17 protein-coding genes and 1 riboswitch are annotated in these 18,106 nt (G+C 48.4%); of the genes, 8 read left to right on the forward strand and 9 right to left on the reverse strand.

Annotated features, from left to right (window positions below; all coding sequences use genetic code 11):
* Positions 1–17: 17 nt before the first annotated feature.
* A complete protein-coding gene (locus tag HRH59_RS07525; RefSeq protein WP_173500666.1) occupies positions 18–2,018 on the forward strand; it encodes a bifunctional metallophosphatase/5'-nucleotidase in 2,001 nt (666 codons plus the stop codon).
* 279 nt (positions 2,019–2,297) lie between these two features.
* On the opposite strand, the gene HRH59_RS19435 is transcribed toward HRH59_RS07525, so the two are convergent.
* From HRH59_RS19435 to HRH59_RS07545, 4 genes are all read right to left on the reverse strand, one after another.
* Complete coding sequence (locus tag HRH59_RS19435; protein ID WP_269435441.1) at positions 2,298–2,426, reverse strand: hypothetical protein; 129 nt, start codon at positions 2,424–2,426, stop codon at positions 2,298–2,300.
* 36 nt (positions 2,427–2,462) lie between these two features.
* A complete protein-coding gene (locus HRH59_RS07535; RefSeq protein WP_173500667.1) occupies positions 2,463–2,831 on the reverse strand; it encodes a hypothetical protein in 369 nt (122 codons plus the stop codon).
* On the reverse strand, positions 2,828–3,886 hold the full coding sequence (locus HRH59_RS07540; RefSeq protein WP_173500668.1) for a hypothetical protein: 1,059 nt from the start codon (positions 3,884–3,886) through the stop codon (positions 2,828–2,830). Before HRH59_RS07540 ends, HRH59_RS07535 begins: the two co-directional genes overlap by 4 nt.
* A 103-nt stretch (positions 3,887–3,989) precedes the next feature.
* Positions 3,990–4,520: an Lrp/AsnC family transcriptional regulator gene (locus tag HRH59_RS07545; RefSeq protein ID WP_456239047.1), complete on the reverse strand. Its 531-nt coding sequence runs from the start codon at positions 4,518–4,520 to the stop codon at positions 3,990–3,992.
* Positions 4,521–4,584: 64 nt separating this feature from the next.
* Between HRH59_RS07545 and HRH59_RS07550 the strand changes: the two genes are divergently transcribed.
* The 4 genes from HRH59_RS07550 to HRH59_RS07565 all read left to right on the forward strand — a co-directional run bounded on the left by HRH59_RS07550 (position 4,585) and on the right by HRH59_RS07565 (position 9,351).
* Complete coding sequence (locus HRH59_RS07550; RefSeq protein WP_173500670.1) at positions 4,585–5,790, forward strand: aspartate aminotransferase family protein; 1,206 nt, start codon at positions 4,585–4,587, stop codon at positions 5,788–5,790.
* 3 nt (positions 5,791–5,793) lie between these two features.
* Entirely contained in the window at positions 5,794–6,822 is a 1,029-nt protein-coding gene (gene astA / locus HRH59_RS07555; protein WP_173500671.1) for an arginine N-succinyltransferase, read from the forward strand.
* 44 nt (positions 6,823–6,866) lie between these two features.
* On the forward strand, positions 6,867–7,670 hold the full coding sequence (locus tag HRH59_RS07560) for a DUF1338 domain-containing protein (RefSeq protein WP_173500672.1): 804 nt from the start codon (positions 6,867–6,869) through the stop codon (positions 7,668–7,670).
* Between the two features lie 229 nt (positions 7,671–7,899).
* The gene (locus HRH59_RS07565) at positions 7,900–9,351 is read left to right on the forward strand and encodes an FG-GAP repeat domain-containing protein (RefSeq protein ID WP_331460158.1); all 1,452 of its coding nucleotides are present in this window, start codon (positions 7,900–7,902) and stop codon (positions 9,349–9,351) included.
* Here HRH59_RS07565 and HRH59_RS07570 read toward each other — a convergent pair.
* The 4 genes from HRH59_RS07570 to HRH59_RS07585 all read right to left on the reverse strand — a co-directional run bounded on the left by HRH59_RS07570 (position 9,341) and on the right by HRH59_RS07585 (position 14,871).
* Positions 9,341–9,700 (reverse strand): P-II family nitrogen regulator, encoded by a 360-nt coding sequence (locus HRH59_RS07570; RefSeq protein ID WP_173500674.1) that lies wholly within the window; start codon positions 9,698–9,700, stop codon positions 9,341–9,343. The genes HRH59_RS07565 and HRH59_RS07570 overlap by 11 nt on opposite strands.
* Entirely contained in the window at positions 9,697–11,178 is a 1,482-nt protein-coding gene (locus HRH59_RS07575) for a DUF1538 domain-containing protein (protein ID WP_173500675.1), read from the reverse strand. The genes HRH59_RS07570 and HRH59_RS07575 overlap by 4 nt, the downstream gene beginning before the upstream one ends.
* A 135-nt stretch (positions 11,179–11,313) precedes the next feature.
* Entirely contained in the window at positions 11,314–11,643 is a 330-nt protein-coding gene (locus tag HRH59_RS07580; RefSeq protein WP_173500676.1) for a hypothetical protein, read from the reverse strand.
* A gap of 45 nt (positions 11,644–11,688) precedes the next feature.
* Positions 11,689–14,871 carry an amidohydrolase family protein gene (locus HRH59_RS07585; protein ID WP_173500677.1) on the reverse strand — a complete coding sequence of 1,061 codons (3,183 nt, stop codon included), beginning with the start codon at positions 14,869–14,871 and terminating at the stop codon, positions 11,689–11,691.
* A 137-nt stretch (positions 14,872–15,008) separates the two neighbouring features.
* Here HRH59_RS07585 and HRH59_RS07590 point away from each other — a divergent pair, with 137 nt between their 5' ends.
* Genes HRH59_RS07590 through HRH59_RS07600 form a run of 3 tightly spaced genes read left to right on the forward strand, consistent with a single transcriptional unit; the run spans position 15,009 to position 17,424 of the window.
* Positions 15,009–15,248 carry a DUF1289 domain-containing protein gene (locus HRH59_RS07590; RefSeq protein WP_173500678.1) on the forward strand — a complete coding sequence of 80 codons (240 nt, stop codon included), beginning with the start codon at positions 15,009–15,011 and terminating at the stop codon, positions 15,246–15,248.
* 10 nt (positions 15,249–15,258) lie between these two features.
* Positions 15,259–15,813: an MgtC/SapB family protein gene (locus tag HRH59_RS07595; protein WP_173500679.1), complete on the forward strand. Its 555-nt coding sequence runs from the start codon at positions 15,259–15,261 to the stop codon at positions 15,811–15,813.
* 60 nt (positions 15,814–15,873) lie between these two features.
* A complete protein-coding gene (locus HRH59_RS07600; RefSeq protein WP_173500680.1) occupies positions 15,874–17,424 on the forward strand; it encodes a cation:proton antiporter family protein in 1,551 nt (516 codons plus the stop codon).
* A gap of 76 nt (positions 17,425–17,500) precedes the next feature.
* Here HRH59_RS07600 and HRH59_RS07605 read toward each other — a convergent pair whose 3' ends face one another.
* Complete coding sequence (locus HRH59_RS07605) at positions 17,501–17,872, reverse strand: DUF3718 domain-containing protein (protein WP_173500681.1); 372 nt, start codon at positions 17,870–17,872, stop codon at positions 17,501–17,503.
* Positions 17,873–17,992: 120 nt separating this feature from the next.
* A riboswitch (cyclic di-GMP riboswitch) is annotated at positions 17,993–18,086 on the reverse strand.
* Between the last annotated feature and the right edge of the window lie 20 nt (positions 18,087–18,106).

The raw sequence follows: 18,106 nt of genomic DNA on the forward strand, positions 1-18,106 counted from the left end.
TTACACAGGTTTTATTTATGCGATTTAGCTCTTCATTGCTGTTTTCTGCGCCGCTTTTTTCTGCACTGTTGCTGATCGGCTGCAGTGCGCTGCCATCTTCATCACTATCACCAGAGCCGGGCTTAACGCTAAGCCTTATCCATATTAACGACACTCACTCGCAGTTTGATGCCAGCCCAGCCAGCGTAAAAGATGCCGCCGGCAAGCCCGTTTATACCTATATTGGCGGCCATCCGCGCTTGTTAACCCTGGCACAGCAGTTGCGGCAGCAGGCGGCGCAAGATGGCGTGCCGGCGCTGTTTTTACATGGCGGCGATGCATTTAAAGGCAGTGCCTATTTTGAGCTGTTTGAACAGCGCATTAATATCGATGTGCTAAACCGGATGAATATCGATGCCATGGCGCTGGGCAATCACGAGTTTGATATTGGCCTGACCAAACTGGCAGACTTTGTCGACAAGGTAAACTTTCCTGTGCTGGCCGCCAACGTTGATACCAGTGCTGAACCGTTGTTAGTCAATAGCCAAAACCTGAAGCCTTACAGCTTATTTGTACTGGATAACAACCAACTCAAGCCGCTAGCCGGTGTTGATGCCGCAGCAGGGCATGAGCTGGTGGCGGTGTTTGGCCTGGCGCTGGAAGATATGCGTGCCATAGCGCCCGATACCGGCGCGATAGTATTTAACAATGAAGTGCAAAGTGCACAGCAAACCGTAGATAGGTTAACTGCGCAGGGTGTTAAGCACATTATTGCGCTAACGCATTTGGGTAATCAGCGTGATTTGGCGCTGGCCGGCGCGGTAAATGGTATCGATGCCATTGTCGGCGGCCACTCGCACAGTCTGCTGGGTGATTTTCGCCATTGGTATCTGGGCAACCAACGACCTTATGCTGAGCTGGTTGCTAACCCTGATGGCAAAGGTAAAACCTGTGTGGTACAGGCAGGACAGTTTGCTCAGGCCGTGGGCCGGGCAACGCTTAAGTTTAACGCAGGCGGTGAGCTGTTAAGCTGTGCCGGACAAAATACCTTACTGGCAGGCACTGATTATTTCCGCTCGGCACTGCGCAATGAACCCAGCCGCATTGCCGCAGCTGAGCAAGCTGCGACAGAGCGTTATGTTGCCGGTCTGCCGCGCACAGCCATTGTGGCCGAAGATGCCGCGCTGCGCGCTGTGCTCGATAACACTTATTTGCCGGCGGTACAGCAAGCCTATGGTGCGGTGATCAGCAGCACCGAAACCGAAGTAACCCATGTACGCCTGCCCGGCAGCGGCGGCAGTGATAAGCATGGCTCGCCACTGGCAGGGCATATCGCCGATGCGATGCTTAACTATGTTAACCAAACTGCAGTGCAAAACCTGATGAAACGGCCGGTGCAGTTGGCGCTGATTGGCGCAGGTAATATCCGTGCGCCGTTGGCAGCAGGTGAAGTACGCGAAGGTAATATCCGCCTGGAAGTACTGCCGTTTGATACGCCGCTTAGTGTGCTGAGTATCAGCGGTGCCGAGCTGCGTGCGCTGTTAACCGATATTATCAGCCAGTCGGTGGTCGCCGGCGCCCATACCGGTAAGTTTCCTTATGTTGCCGGTATACGCTATGTGGCAAAACAAAGCGGCCCGGCTACCGCGGAGTTAACCACGCTGGATATCAAACAAGGCGGGAGCTGGCAAGCCGTTGAGGCGCAACAACGTTATAGCCTCGTCACCACCAGTTACCTGGCCGATGGCAATGACGGCTGGCAGTTATTACAGCAATTACAAGCAGAGCACAGTGACCGGCTGGATATTATCCTGCGCCGGCAGCAAGTGGCGTTATATCCGGTTAAGCGCGTTACCGCTATACAAGACAGCACAGGTCAGCAGTCTTTTAAGACGCAATATCATAATGTTGCCGCACTGCCATGCAAAACAGACGGTGTAGATTGCAAAGTAGCGGCTCAGGCGTTTATTGAGTATTTACGCACTAACCCGGCGCTGTGGCAACAACAGCGCGAGCCAACGGTAACGTTGTTAAGGTGACGAGAATGAGGGCAGAGTAGTCTGCCCTTTAAATTGCATGCTTTAGTTATAGTAGTTCTATATAAAGCACACTAAATACAATTAATGTCAGCCAAGATCCCATCATCCAGGCCGCTAATATCCGGTCACGTCTTGTCGAGAGCTGTTTTAACAAAAAGGGGTCAATAAACATAGCATGCTCGCCCCAACTCGAGGCCGGCAAAATAAGCTTTATCGCATAAGTGGCGACACGCCAGCCGGGGCCATCCCATTCACTGATCGTGTCTTTGTTTAGTGCTCTTAGCTTTTTTCCAGCGGGCGCATTCCAAGCAGTGCGAAGATCAGCCAGGATGCCGCAGCATTGAACATTAGAACAATGCCAAAAATAGTGACAAAATCTAAGGCATTATTTATTTCTGTATCTGGCATTAGCGCCGACCTCTTACATTTCTACCTGCACGGTAGTTATGAAAATGTCTCAACGTACCAAATGCATACAATAACGAACAAAAGACCTGACAACATTAACCAAAACGCAAGTGTCTTGTCTTTAGTCGTAGCTAATTCTTTAAGTAAGTGAGGATCAATCAGCATCGTATTTTTACCCCAGAATGATGCTGGCAACACCAGCTTCATTGCGTAGGTAACCACCCGCCAGCCCGGCCCGTCCCACTGACTGATCGAATCTTTATTCAGCGCTTTTAACTTCTTCTCTAATGGCCGCATACTCAGGTGCGCGAATATCAGCCAAGAGAGAAAAAAATTGATCATAAATGCAAACATTAAGATGGTTGCTAAGAACAAAATATCGTCAGAGGTGAACTCTGAAATCATCTTCTACCCCTGGTCGAGTAATTTGCACTTCGATCGTAAATGACACCAGCACCTGTTTTTGCTGCTGAATTAACGTATTTAGCTGAGTAGTAACCTGCTGCTAATGCAGTTAAGCCTGCTCCAGCTAAAATAACCCACCCAGCAGGCGTCCAGCCCAATGCAATACCTACTTTTGTCATTGCCGCAGCAGTAGATGCGAAAGCAATTTGTGCTGTATATGCACCTGCAGCAGTACTGGCACCGAAACCGGTAATTTCTTGTACTGCAACTCGATGATAATCTTGTCCTTGCTGTTTTGCATCTGCAACACTGTAAGCTCTGAGTCCTGCATCAATCAGGATTACACTGTTTCCAAGATAAGTTGCTCGCCTGGACATGTTGCGTAAAGTTTTAACATCAGTTGATTTTGTCACTTCAAGTTTGGCAACAGTAGATTGGTTTAACCTGCCAGACATAGCGATATTAGTGCCTCGGTTGGCACTAGCGATAGCGCTTCGGGCTCTGGGAGACTTGAAGTTAGCAAGGTGTCGTTTGAGTTGATATTCAAAGGTTGTCTGTAGTTTTCCATGATGAGTTTTAGCAATTTGTTCAAGGCGTCGTATTTCAACTTTGGTGGCGCCTTGCTTTCTGGCTTCGTATATCTGCAGTAATGCTTTTTCATACTTAGACATACTTTCCATCAAGCCGTTTCTGCTTGAGGAGAGTGTGCCTGCCAGCGCACCACTTAAAGTTGAACCATCGTCTTTCAAGTATGGATAAATATGCTCATCGTACATCGCAGCCAGTGCCAGCGTATTATCTGAACCAATGCTTTCTACGGTGTGGCCGATAACTTCACGCTGTTGCTGCGGAATAGTGCACATTTGGTTGTAAAAATCGTGGGTGTCTGCATTGCCGCCATTGAGCATATATGGCTGGTAGGGCTGTAGAATATCGGCAACTATGCTTCTGTTATTACGATAAAATTGCTGCTGCCAGTCTTTGTCGGCAAACGCTGAATTGGCAAATAAAGCGTTAGTGTGTTGTGGGCGGGTGTTTAACAGAATCTCAGCCATAACCATATCCTTATCGGTAAATTACACGAATTTTAAAACGTGGTTATGACTACAGCAAGTTTTATTTACAACTTGTTATCCATAAGTTTCTTTATTTATCACTTTAACGTTTAAACTTGGTTTCCAGAATGACCGAGGAGTTAGTGCGCTCTACGCCGTCTAAATTGCCTATATCATCAAGGATATGGCTGAGTTGCTCGGTGCTTTGCGCCTGCACTATGGCGATAAGATCGTACTCGCCGCTGATGGCGTACAGCGCCGAGACTTGAGCAATTTGCTTTAGCTCAACGTTGGTTTTGGCGGTGAGTTTCTGCCGCACTTTAATGCTGACATGGGCCGACACCAGTGAGGCCAGATAGTCTTCACCGTAATCGACCGAATAGCCTTTAATTACGCCGCTTTGCTCGAGTTTTGCGATGCGGGTTTGTACCGTCGAGCGGGATAAATCCAGCATCCGCGCTAAATCCGAAATACTGGCGCGGGCATGGTGTTTTAGTACCGCTAACAGCTTTTCATCTTCCTTGCTTATCATTTTGACAACCTCTTCCGTTAAATTGCAGCTTTGACTTTGTAAATTGATGATAATGATACTGCAATGTGGCGAGTGACAGCAATATAATAAGGTTAAATTTATCCGGACCCGCCACTACGTAAATTTATAAAGGCAGGCCACCCCTACAGCAACTGAGAGGTAGTTTATGCAGGTTTCAAGAAGCTTATTCGATGATGTGATGGTGCCAAACTATGCGCCGTCAAAGATTATTCCGGTAAAAGGCGAAGGCTCTCGTGTTTGGGATCAGAACGGTACAGAGTTTATCGATTTTGCCGGCGGTATTGCCGTAAATTGTTTAGGCCATTGTCATCCGGCGTTAGTCACAGCCTTAAAAGACCAGGCTGACAAGCTGTGGCATTTGTCCAACGTAATGACCAACGAGCCGGCCCTGCTGTTAGCCAAAGCGCTGGTCGATGCTACCTTTGCTGAAAAAGTCTATTTTGCTAACTCTGGTGCTGAAGCCAACGAAGCGGCATTAAAACTGGCACGCCGCTTTGCCAAAGATAAATACGGTGAGCAGAAAAACCAGATTATCGCCTTTAAACAAGGCTTCCATGGCCGTACTTTCTTTACCGTTACTGTTGGTGGCCAGCCGGCGTACTCAGATGGTTTCGGCCCTAAGCCGGAAGCCATAGTACATGGCGAATTTAACAACCTGGACAGCGTAAAAGCACTGATTAACGCAAACACTTGTGCGGTAATGGTTGAGCCGGTGCAGGGCGAGGGCGGTGTTATGCCGGCCACGGCAGACTTTATTAAGGGCGTACGTGAGCTGTGCGATGCGCACAATGCACTGCTGATTTTCGATGAAGTGCAAACCGGCGTTGGCCGTACCGGTGAGCTGTATGCCTATATGGGGTATGGCGTCACGCCGGATATTCTGACGACAGCCAAAGCGCTGGGCGGCGGTTTTCCGATTGGCGCTATGTTAACCACAACTGAGATTGCCAAACATCTGGTCGTGGGTACCCATGGTTCTACCTATGGCGGCAACCCGCTGGCCTGTGCGGTTGCTTTAGCGGCAGTTAACACCGTAAATACCCCGGCAGTGCTAAATGGCGTTAAAGCCAAAGCGCAGCTGTTTAAAGATGGCCTTAACGCCATTAACGAAAAATACCATGTATTTAGCGAAGTGCGCGGTGCCGGTTTATTAATTGGTGCGGTATTAAACAGCGATTACGCCGGTAAGGCGCGTGATGTTATGTTAGCGGCCGCAGATCAGGGCTTAATGGCACTGGTTGCCGGTACCAGCGTAGTGCGTTTTGCGCCGTCACTGGTTATCCCTGATGCCGATATTGTTGAAGGCTTGGCCCGCTTTGAGCGCGCTGTAGCTCAACTAGTGAAGGCATAAGCCATGTTAGTTATCCGGCCGATAACGGCAGCGGATTTTGCTGCACTAAAGCACATTGCTATTGAATCCGGTGCGGGTTTTACCTCGTTGCCGGTAAACGATGTGCGTTTAAAGCAAAAAATTGACCATGCCGAGCACAGCTTCGCTGCTAAGGTGGATGGCCCGGGCGATCAGGGTTACTTATTTGTGCTGGAAGATAGCCAAACCGGTGAAATTGTCGGTACTACCGGTATTGAGGCTGCGGTGGGTTTAAGCACGCCGCTGTATCACTTTCAGCAGAATACCGTTATTCACCACAGCGCTGAGTTAAACGTATTTAACCAGTTAAAAACCCTGACGCTGTGTAACGACTACACCGGCGCGTCAGAAATTTGTACGCTGTTTTTGCGTGAAAGCTACCGGCGTAATCACGCTGGCCGGTTTTTATCCAAGGTGCGGTTTTTGTTTATGGCCGAGCACCCGCAACGCTTTAGCGACCGGGTAATTGCCGAGATGCGCGGTGCGGCAGACAGTGATGGCCAGCCGCCGTTTTGGCACTGGCTGCAGCAGCTGTTTTTAACCATTGATTTCCCCACCGCCGATCACCTGATTGGTGTGGGTAAAAAAGCCTTTATTGCCGAGCTGATGCCGCGTCATCCGATTTACGTCGGTTTACTGCCACAGGCCGCTCAGGATGTCATTGGTCAGGTGCATCAAAACACCAGGCCGGCACTGAAGATGCTGGAAGGCGAAGGCTTTACCCATCGTGGTTATATCGACTTATTTGACGCCGGCCCTACGGTTGAGGCGCGCTTAAACCAGATTAAATCGGTGGCGGCCAGTCAGAAAGTCAAAGTTAAAATCGCCGATGTGCAAGGTGAGCAAACGCTGGCCGTGGCGAATACCCAACTGCAAGGCTTTCGCGCCAGCTTTGGTAAACAGGCAAAGTTTGATGCAGATCAGCAGCTGTTGCTGCTAAGTGCAGAATTTGCCGATACACTGCGCCTGCACGATGGCGATATGGCAAGATTTATAGTGTTAGATAAGGCCTGAGGGCCAAACAAGTATTAACCGGTAAATGTTAAGGCGGATTAAAAATGCATACTGATGTAAAAGTGTTGTTTGCCAACCTGTGGCAAGACTATGTAGCGGTGACTCCTTCTGCCAAACAAGTACACCAGTTACTCGGCAGCTCGCAGCAGGATGATGTGATAAACGATCATATCGCGCTGCGTACCTTTAACCTCGAAAAGGTTGGCCTGGAAAAATTGGCGGCGCATTTTAAAGCGCTGGGCTATGAAGAGTGCGGTGAATACCATTTTGAGGCAAAAAAGCTGTACGCCAAGCACTATGAACACCCGGATCGCAGCTTGCCCAAGGTATTTATCTCTGAACTGCTGTTAGATAAATGTTCGGCTTATTTGCGCGACACCATTACCGCGCTGGTTGAGCAAATTCCGGCTGAAGCTGTTACGGCAGATAACTTCCTGTATAGCGGTACACACTGGCAGGTAAGCCAGGCAACCTACGAGAAACTGTTAGCAGAAAGCGAATATGCTGCCTGGGTATCAGCCTGGGGCTATCGCGCTAACCACTTCACAGTAAGTGTGAATGATTTACAAAGCTTCGCCAGCTTAGAGCAGGTAAACAATACACTGAAAGACGCCGGCTTTCTGTTAAATACCTCAGGCGGCGAAATTAAAGGCACGCCAGAGGTGTATTTAGAGCAGTCATCGACATTGGCCGATTTGCATCCGGTACAGTTTAGCGATGTTGTCGCAACCATTCCAAGCTGCTTCTATGAGTTTGCCCGTCGTTACCCGATGACCAACGGCATGCTGTATACCGGCTTTGTTGCCGCATCTGCGGATAAAATTTTTGAAAGTACTAACGCCCGTTAATACTGTCAGCTAAAGCTTCGCTCCTACGAAAAGCCGGCAAATTGCCGGCTTTTTGCTTTATTGATGTTGCTGAACCGGCGGGGGCAAAACAATCCTTACGGCGGCAGCAGACACCGTCACCAGCCGGCTGGACAAGATTTGCTAAAGGTTTTACCCTGCAGTGCAGTGAACCAAAAGTGTTGATTGTACGTTAATTTTGCTCAATGAATTATCAGGGATGCCATTGACCGTGAAGTATTTTAGGTGTTGTGTATTGTTATTGCTGCTAAGCGTGACCGGCAAAGCATTTGCTACGGGCAGTGAGCTGAAAACAATTAACCTGCCACATCCGCCCAACGGCGATATGCTGCAGTTGGCAGGTCGTAATCAGCTATTGGCGTCCGGTTATAGCCAGTTTGCCCGTTGGCTGAGTTTGGTAGATTTAACGGATTACAGTAGCCGGATGTTGCCGGTACCGGACGATGCACAGTTTTTCAGTGCTGCCGTATTGGCGGGTGAACCCGGTGAGCAACTGGTGTTTTTAGGCTTGGGCGGCGTTAGCCGCTTAAGTAAAGATGCCAGCTATGCGCAGCGTATTGTCGCCTCAGATTCGTTATACCGCGTACTGGACCAAAACCGTTTGCGCAGTGCAAATTTTGTTGTTGAACTGGGTTCTGGTTTAAGTGACTTTTTAATTGCTGATTTTCAACACACGCACCTTTATCGCCAGCAAGCTGATGGCAGTTTTACGCATTATGCGCTGCAAATTCCGGCATTGGTGCAAAGCTGGCGCAGCAGCCCCGATTATACGCCGCGTAAGCACTACATTGTTGATGTAAATCTGGATAAAAAGCCGGATTTGCTGTTTGTATGGCAAGGCAAGTTTCAGGCTTTTTTGCAACAGGCAGATGGCAGCTTCAGTACTGAACCCCGGGTAATGGACTGGCCGCAGCTGTTATCTACTGAACAGGAAGCTGATCAGCGTAACGATGCCGGGCGCAGTTACAGCGGGCAGAATATTGATACCTTGCGCGAACTTACGGATCTTGATGGCGATGGTGTGCCGGACCTGGTTATTAATCGCGAGCAACTGGCCGATGCATTGGAGCGTAATAACAGTTTTCGCATCCATTTTGGCCGCCGCAGCGAACAGGGCCTGAGTTTTAATGCTGAGCCGGATACCTTAATTACCACTGATACTTCGCCGATAGATGTAGTAATAGACGATTTTAACAATGATGGTCGCAAAGACTTTTATATCCCCAGTACGCATTTTGGTGTAGGCACTATTATCCGGGTGTTGCTGCGTGGCAGCGCTAACTTAGATATCGATTTTTACTTACTCAATGCACAGCGACAGTATTCGCAAAAAGCCGATTTTCGCCAACAAGCGACCATCGACGTAAGCATAGGCAACCTGCGCTACGATATGCCGCTGTTTCAACTTGCTGATATTAACGGCGATGGTTTTAAGGCGTTACTAATTGGCGAAGGGCTAAGCCAGCTGAAGGTTTATCAGCATGATGACAAACGTTTATTCAGCCGGCGCAGTGAAAGACTGAAACTGGATTTACCGCGTGATGCGCGCAAGGTGAGGGTAATGGATTTAACCGGCAATGGTAAACAGGACCTGATACTGCCGTTTGATAGCCAGGAAGCTGAAAATTTGCGCAACCAGCTGCATATATTACTCAGCTATTAGTGTCTTTATTTTGTACCAGTCGTTGTTCAAATTGCTCCAACTGGCTTAAATCTATACCTGTCAGATGTTCTATCGGCAGGCTAAATGCCAGGCCACGTGAGTCACCATCAGTTACTAGCAGGTTATGCATGGCGTTAAGAACAGGCTCTGCAAGGCTTTTGGCGACCACCATTAGCAACACCGACTGACTGCCTTCAAATGTCATACCAAAAAAGGTTTTCTTAGTTTTTGCGCCGATACCGCGACCATTTAGCAGGGTAATGCCAGCGGCTCCTGCTTGATGCGCCGCTTCTATGGCGTGTTGTTCAAGTTCTTCCGGTGTAATAGCTACTACGATAGAAAATTTCATGGAATTGCACTCCTGCGGGGATTTAAGTACTCCACTACGATGGCATACAGCATCACAGTGATAATAGGGAATATAGACGCAAAGGCAATCAGACCAAAGCCATCAATCAGTACGTTACGACCTTCAATAGAGCTGGCAAGGCCTATACCCAGAGCGGTAACCAATGGTACGGTAACTTCTGAGGTGGTCACGCCACCCAGGTCAAACGCCAGCGCGATAATATAGCGTGGTGCAAGTGCTGTCAGCAGCACAACGATGACGTAACCGGCCATAATGTAATAATGAATTGAATCACCGCTGATAATACGGTAAACGCCAACGGTAATACCCACGGCAACCCCAAGCGCTACAATAAGGCGGATCACTGAGCCTTTTAGTTTACCAGGGGAGGCCTGTTCGGCCTGTTCGCCGATGGCTATCAGTGCCGGTTCTGCCATAGTAGTGGCAAAACCAATTAAAAACGCAAACAATAAAATCAGACTATTGTAGTTTTTGGCAATCAGTTGCTCTGCCATCAGGCTGCCAACCGGAAATAAGCCCAGTTTTAATCCCAGTACAAATGCATATAAACCCAGCAGCACCATGCTAAAACCTACTACTACTTTAACAGGGTTGGCCAGCGGCCGGCGCAAAATCAAATATTGGAATATCAGCACCACCAGTATCATCGGTAAAATGTCTTTTACCATGGTAGCCAAATCAATAATGGCTTTGAGTAGCCAGAATACCGGCTGGTTATTTGCGGCTACCGCGGTTATCGCTACGGCATTGCTAAAGTTGTAAACCCAAATACCATATAACTGCACGCTGATCATCGGCACCATAACCGCTAATGCTACTAAGCCAAAGCCGTCCATCAGCGGGTTGCGGCCTTTAATTGAACTGGCAAGTCCCAGCCCCAATGCTGCAATCAGCGGCACAGTAACAATGTTGGTAGTAACGCCGCCGGAGTCATATGCAAGGCCAACAATCTCGGCCGGGGCAAAAAAGGTTACCGTCAGCACTATGATATAGCCGCCAATCATCAGCCAATGGATAGGCCAGCCAAGAATAATGCGCAGTACGCCCAGCGCCATCACAGCGCCAACTGAGCAGGCCACAACTAAGCGTAATGTTAAACCATCGACGCGGCCTTCACTGATAAGTTGTGCTTGTTGTGCCACAGCAATTAATGCCGGCTCGGCAATGACGGCGGCAAAGCCAATGGCAAAGCCAAATAGCAGTAATAAGGGCAGGGAGCCTTTACGGGCAAACTGATTGGCCAGGTTTTTACCCACCGGGAAGATGCTCAGCTCAAGTCCGAGCAAAAACAGTGCTATACCAATAGCAACAATCAGCAGGCCAATAATAATACTAAGCGGCTCAGGTGGCAGGGTTTGAAAAATTGCCAGTTGAAAAAACAGCACTACAACCACTATCGGCAGCAGGTTTTTCAGAGCATGGATAAACTGATGCAGAAACTGCTGCAATAACGGCACCAAGGATCCTTAATGAACTAAATTACAAATATTGTCAGTATAGGTAACTCACCGTTGTTATAAATTGATACAGCACATAAAAAAGCTCGTCGACTGACAAGCTTTTTCGCACTATGTCCACTTTTTTAAATTTTATTAAGTGCCGGACACTTTACGACAGGTGCGTACTTTTTTGTTAGAGCCAATTGTTTTTTCATACCGACATACCAATTTTTCGTCTGATGTCTCTGTTTGCTGAACCGATTGCTCAGCTGTTTGTGTTGTCGAAATTCTGTCAGCTGATGCGGGCGCAGGATCCGTTGAGCTCACTTCTGTTGATGCACAGCCTGTCAATATTAACAATGTAAAAGCAACACCTAAATAACGCACGTTAACTCCTAGTTTTTTATTTGATAAAAATTTAAGATAAAGCAAAGTGCATATTGTTTCAATAGAAGAAACGTGAATATTTACTAATCCAAACAACAGTATAAGCCTGTCAATACAACAGGCTTTTTACTCTGCAAGAGCTTATTGGGGTTCAAACTCAAACGGTGCGCGTTTACGTTCACGCAGGCCAATTTCATTTAAGCTGTTGGCATCAAACAAGCGACCGTTCACCATAGTGTGTGTTACGCGGTCGCTAACGCGGATATCCTCTAACGGATTGCCGTCGATAACGATTAAATCAGCCAGTTTGCCGGCTTCAAGTGAGCCCAACTGATGGTCCATGCCGAAGGTTTTCGCTGGGTTAATGGTGGCAGTTTTTAACGCTTCCAGCGCACTCATGCCGCCTTGGGCAAACATCCACATTTCCCAGTGTGCACCTAAGCCCTCACGTTGGCCATGGGCGCCGATATTCGCCACAACACCAAGATCGCTCAGTTCTTTGGCGGTTTTTACCACATTAAAATGGTTGTAATGGTGCTCTGGTGCGGTAGGGCGGCGCATGCTGCGTGGTGCCAGCTCATCCATCGGCACATAGGTGCGCATTTTCGGGTGTTTCCACACTTCCGTTTTATCGTACCAGTAGTTTTCGCCCCAAATACCGCCGTAGGCTACCACCAGTGTCGGTGTGTAAGCTGTTTTACTGGCTTGCCAAAGCTGCTTGATATCGTCATACACTTTGGCGGCCGGCAGCGCATGCTCGATGGTGGTGTGGCCATCAACAATCATCGTCAGGTTATGTTGCATTAATGAACCACCTTCCGGTACCACCAGCATATTCAATTCCCGCGCTGCTTGTATTACCTGTTGGCGTTGGTTGCGCCTTGGCTGGTTATAGCTTTTGACGCTAAAGGCGCCGGCTTTTTGTAAGCGTTCCAGGTGAAATTTGGCATCATCCAGGCTATCGATATGCGAGGTATAACCGGCGCCCTCGGCACCATACAAAATAGTACCGGTAGAGAAAATACGTGGTCCGGCAATACGGCCGGCTTGCTGCATTTCGCTGGCGGCGAAGACTTCGCGGGTGTCGTTCGACGGGTCATGAATGGCTGTAACGCCAAACGCCAGTGAGGCATAGTTTTGCCAGTTTTGCTGTGGGATCAACTGATTGCTGCCCTGACTGCTATGGGCATGGGCATCAAATAAACCCGGCATAATAGTTTTACCACTGATATCAAACACTTCAGCGTTGCGGGGGACGGCCACTTCGCCGCGTTTACCTACGGCTTTAATTTTATTGTTTTCAACCAGCACTACGCCGTCCTGAATCACTTCGTCGCCGTTCATGGTTATTATCTGGCCGCCAATAAAAGCCACAGTGCCCCGAGGGATGTCAGCTGGTGCGCTAAAGCCCAGATTTACGCCGTTTTTGGCAGCGAAATCAGTTTTTTCACTAAAATCGAATAAGCCGTCGATACCGGCATGATACAATTCAGGACCCAAACTCCAGTAAAGGTGGCGGCTGTCGCCACTCCAACTGATATATTCACCGGCGCGCACCGACAGCTGCTTTACCGGAAATTGTTTATCTGAGCCACTGATATCAATAGCGCTGCCACGCTCGGTAAAGGGCGTAACAAAGATTTTAAAACGATCGGCAAAGGCCAGATATTTACCGTCCGGCGACAGTTTAAATTCAGTGCCGAATTTAGCGGTATACAGTGTTTGTTGAGTATGTTTGGTTAAGTCAATACGAATAAGCGCGGGTGCTTTGCCATAGTCCATCGCGTATACGGCATCGTTACCGGCACCAAACATGGGCGTGTTGCCGTTGCGGCTGATAAGCTCAGGCGTGCCGCCTTTGCTGCTGATTTTGTACAAACCGGTGTTAAGCGACCATTGCCGCGGCAGCAGGCTGTCGCCACCAGTCTTACGATACACCACAGTTTTGCCATCCGGGCTGAACGCCGGTTCAACATATTTACCAGGCTCAGTGGTCAGTTTGTTGATGCGGCCGTTGCGCAAGTTAAGAATATTCACGGCACCCTGAGTATTGTCATTCCAGCTGACATACACCAGCTCTTTACCGTCACGGGAGAACTGAGGGTAATATTCAAAGTCGGTGCTTTGTTTGGTTAAGCGCTTTGGTTTCGGGTTAGTCACATCGGTGATATACAAATGACCCAGGGCGCTGAATACTGCTTGTTTGCCATCAGGTGATACCTGGACAAAGCGCAGCATTTTGGTATCGAACTGCTCTTTGTCGATATCTTGTTTTACCCGCACCGCTGTTTGAATTTGCTTGTCAGTGCTGACACTAAACGGCACCGTGGCGACTTTTTTATCGGCAAGGGTTAAGCGTTTAATTTCGCCACCGGCCCAAAACAACAGGCTTTTGTTATCCGGTGTCCAGGCCAGTGTTGGGTAAACACCATGAATGGCCCAGGTTTCCTGCATATCACGGTCTAAGCCATCATACAGTTTGATATGTTCGCCGCTGTGTAAGTCGTACAAAAACAGTGTGCTTTGAAAATCGACCCGGCGAATATAGGCCAGATATTTACCATCCGGTGATGGTGTAGGGCGAATAGCGCCGCCGGCGCCATCCAGTACCACGTCCCATTTGCCTGTTTCGCGCTCAAAACGTTTAATCTTATAAATGCCGCTTTCTGAGTCTTTGCTGTAGTGAAAGGTTTTGCCAGGCGTATCGTCCTGCGAAAAGTAAATGTATTTACCGTCGGGTGAAAACGCCGGTTCGCCCAAATCTTTTTGATCATTCGGCCGTTCGGTTAGCATAATGCCGTTGCCACCGGTTTTATGATATTGCCAAATTTCACCGGCGCCTAATGAGCGGCCGGCAGTGAAATGTTTACGTGCGACAATAAATTCGCCATCCGGGCTCCACGCAGGGCTGTTTAACAGCCGAAAGGTTTCATTAGTGACTGCTCGTGGTTCGCTGCCGTCGGCATTCATCAGCCAAATATTGTCACCGCCGCCTTCATCGCTGGTATAAGCAATATATTTACCATCCGGGCTGAAGGTTGGCTGCATTTGCCAGCCAATGTCGCCGCTGAGCAAGGTGGCTTTACCACCGCTTACCGGCATCGTATAAATATCGCCCAACAGGTCGAATACGATGGCTTTACCATCCGGGCTGATATCAACGTTCATCCAGCTGCCTTGCGTAACGTTAATATTGACCGTCTCAAACAGACCTTTTGGTGCAGTGACATCCCATGCTGTTTCTTTATTCTCTGCTGTGGTGTCGGCTTGCAGAGCAAAACTGCCAATGGCTAGCGCAATAAGGCTTGGTTTTAGTAGGTTCATCCGCGGGTTCCTGTATTTTCTTATGATAGTTGTTATTAGACGGCTCCAGATTGGCATAAACTGACGGCTTAGTTAAGCTATTCACTGCAGGATTGCGGTAAAATTGCGGCTTAAACCGATAAAATCAGGAGTTAAAGGTGGTGGAATCGCCCTGTGTGGCAGCGTGTCGTTTGAATGTTGATAAGGTTTGTGTGGGTTGCTACCGTCATATAACTGAAATAGTTGACTGGAACCTGCGCAACGACGCTGAAAATGCCGCTATATTGCAAAAGGTTGCGCTGAGAAAACAATATGCTACAACTGAACAGGAAGGCCCGACCAGTCCGATCACGCAAGCGGAATGGCAAGCGGCCAAAGTAGCAGCACGTTTACGTTAAAGGACGGTATATGTTGGACTGGCAGTTACTACTGAATATCGCCCCTTTTGCCTGGGCAGAGCTTGGCACTGCGGTGCTGTGTGGTTTTATTATCGGCCTGGAGCGGCAACTGCGTGGCAAGCCGGCCGGCATCCGCACCTCTATTTTAATTGTGTTGGGTACCTATGTGTTTATCGCCGCCTCTATGTCGGTAAACAGCAGCATGACCGATCCATCGCGTATTATTGGTCAGGTAATAACCGGTGTCGGTTTTCTGGGGGCCGGTGTGATGCTGGCGCGCGATGGTATGGTGTTAGGGGTAACATCTGCTGCCACCATATGGGTGTTAGCTGCGGTGGGTGTATGTATTGGTATCGGTGAAGATTTAGTGGCAATAAAATTGTCGTTATTGGTTGTCGCTGTGCTGGTGGGCATAGATATGCTGGAGAATTCGTCATCGGCTATGCGCCGTGGTGTGCACCGTACATACAAAGAGTGGTTGAATCGCAGTAACGGTAATTTGTTTAACCGACGCAAAGACGACAATAAAGCCCCAACCGTGGCGGACATTGATGATCCACATTAATGCAGCTACAACAAAAGTGCGTTAGTATGTTGAATAACATTATAAAAATGGATCCGTCATATGCTTGAAGCTGTATGGATTGGCTTTGCGTTTTCTTTAGGTTTGTTGGTTCGCGCTATCGGCTTACCGCCGTTGATTGGCTATTTGCTGGCTGGTTTTGTTATTTCGGCTACGGCATCAGATCTGAGCTTGCCGCAAGAGGGTAATCAGATTATTCATCATGTGGCGCATTTGGGTGTGTTATTACTGTTGTTTACTGTTGGTTTAAAGCTGAATGTACGCAGCTTAGGTAAACCGGAAGTGCTCGGCGGTAGTATGCTGCATTTTGCGCTGTCGATTATTTTAACGCTGCCGGCCGTATTATTTATTTTCGATGTCAGTTGGTATCAGGCGTTGATGCTGGCAGTCGCATTGGCGTTTTCCAGCACAGTGCTGGCGGCCAAAGTATTGGAAGGCAAGCGTGAAATTCGTGCTTTTCATGGTCGGGTAGCTATTGGTATTCTCATTATGCAGGACTTATTGGCATTGCTGGTAATGAGCCTGGCCAACGGTACGACACCATCGCCCTGGGCGCTGCTGGTGTTTGGCTTACCGCTACTGCGGCCGTTGCTTTACAAATTACTTGATGCCAGTGGTCATGAAGACTTATTGATCCTGTTTGGTTTACTGCTGGCACTGGTAATTGGTGGCCAGGGCTTTGAACTGGTAGGTTTAAGCTCCGAGTTAGGTGCGCTGGTGTTTGGTGCTATGTTGGCCAGGCATGCCCGTGCCGGCGAGTTGTCTAAGTCGCTTTGGAGCATTAAAGAGTTTTTTCTGGTGGGCTTCTTTTTGCAAATTGGTATTGATGGTTTGCCGGATGCTAATGCATGGCTATTTGCCGGTGTTATGTCGCTGTTGCTACCGGTTAAAGCGCTGCTGTTTTTCTTGTTGCTTATTATGTTTAAGCTGCGGGCACGCAGTGCTTTCCTGGCCAGTTTAAGCCTGACTAATTACAGCGAGTTTGGTTTGATCGTCGCCAGCGTGGTTCTACCCGAATGGTTGATCCCACTGGCGTTAACGGTAGCTATTTCTTTTGTTATTTCAGCGCCGCTAAATCGTATGGCACACCCGTTATACGAAAAGCTTTGCAACCGTTTGCTGAAGTTTGAACGCAATATCCATCACCCGGATGAACAACCGGTATCACTTGGGGATGCTGATGTGTTGATTATGGGCATGGGGCGAACCGGAACTGCGGCCTATAATTATTTATCAAGCAGTCGTAAAATTATTGCGATGGATTCGGACCCGGCCAAAGTCGCCGAACATCAGCAAAAAGGTATTAATATTTTCTATGCCGACGCTGAAGATCAGGTGTTTTGGCAAGGGCTGGATTTTGGCAATGTTGAAGCGGTGATTTTAAGCATGAACGATGTAGAAGCTAAAATGATCGCCGCAAAAAAACTGCGCAATGCCGGTTTTGGCGGCTTTATCGTGTCGCACAGTATGCATGATGATGAAGCGCGCGATATTATTGCTGCCGGTGCCGACCAAACCTATTTAACCATGGCTGAAGCCGGTGTTGGTATAGCAGAGCATGTTAAACAGCATTGTTTTGTGTTAAAGGCGTAACTTTTTCACGTCATATAAGTAGTCGTATAAAAACAAATAAGGCGCCACACGGGCGCCTTATTTCAGAATCAGGATATTAGCTTGCGCTACGTTCTTTAATTGCAGCGATAATTGGTGACGTGCCGAAACCGTTGCTGGTAGCCCACTCTATGTCACCTGAAGCGGCAACCTGGCTGCCAGGTAGCTGGCTGATGATAAAGCCGGCAGCGTCTGCAGCATTGTGTTTAATTGCATGGCGAACCAGTGGTAAACCGTCACATACAATACCGTCATATACGTTACGCAGGCGTAAGCGGTTATCAGACAGAGTTTTACGCAGGTTGTTTTTGCTATCCGCTGCAACATAAGAGCAGATAGATTGAGCTAATTGATCGTTGGCAGCAGCAGGAGCGCTGATAAATGAAGTGGCGGCAATAACAGTAGCTAAAGTGATAAATTTTGCTTTCATATTCGAGCTCCAAAATGTGAGTTAATTAACAATCATTAATGCAACCGTGGTTGCAGAACACGAAAGGACATAAGGCATGTCGTTTAACTCTGACAGAGCAGAATAAACATCGCACTTAGCGACGGCAGCCCAGCTATCGTAGATGCCTTTACGGCAACCCTTAGACCTGAAGCTTTGCGTGTACACCCTTTCGGGAGACTTGCCTTTCGAGCGTGCGCATTCTAATTAACGCTG

Origin of the sequence: Rheinheimera lutimaris, from assembly GCF_013283795.1 — a bacterium.
GTDB classification, from domain to species: domain Bacteria; phylum Pseudomonadota; class Gammaproteobacteria; order Enterobacterales; family Alteromonadaceae; genus Alishewanella; species Alishewanella lutimaris.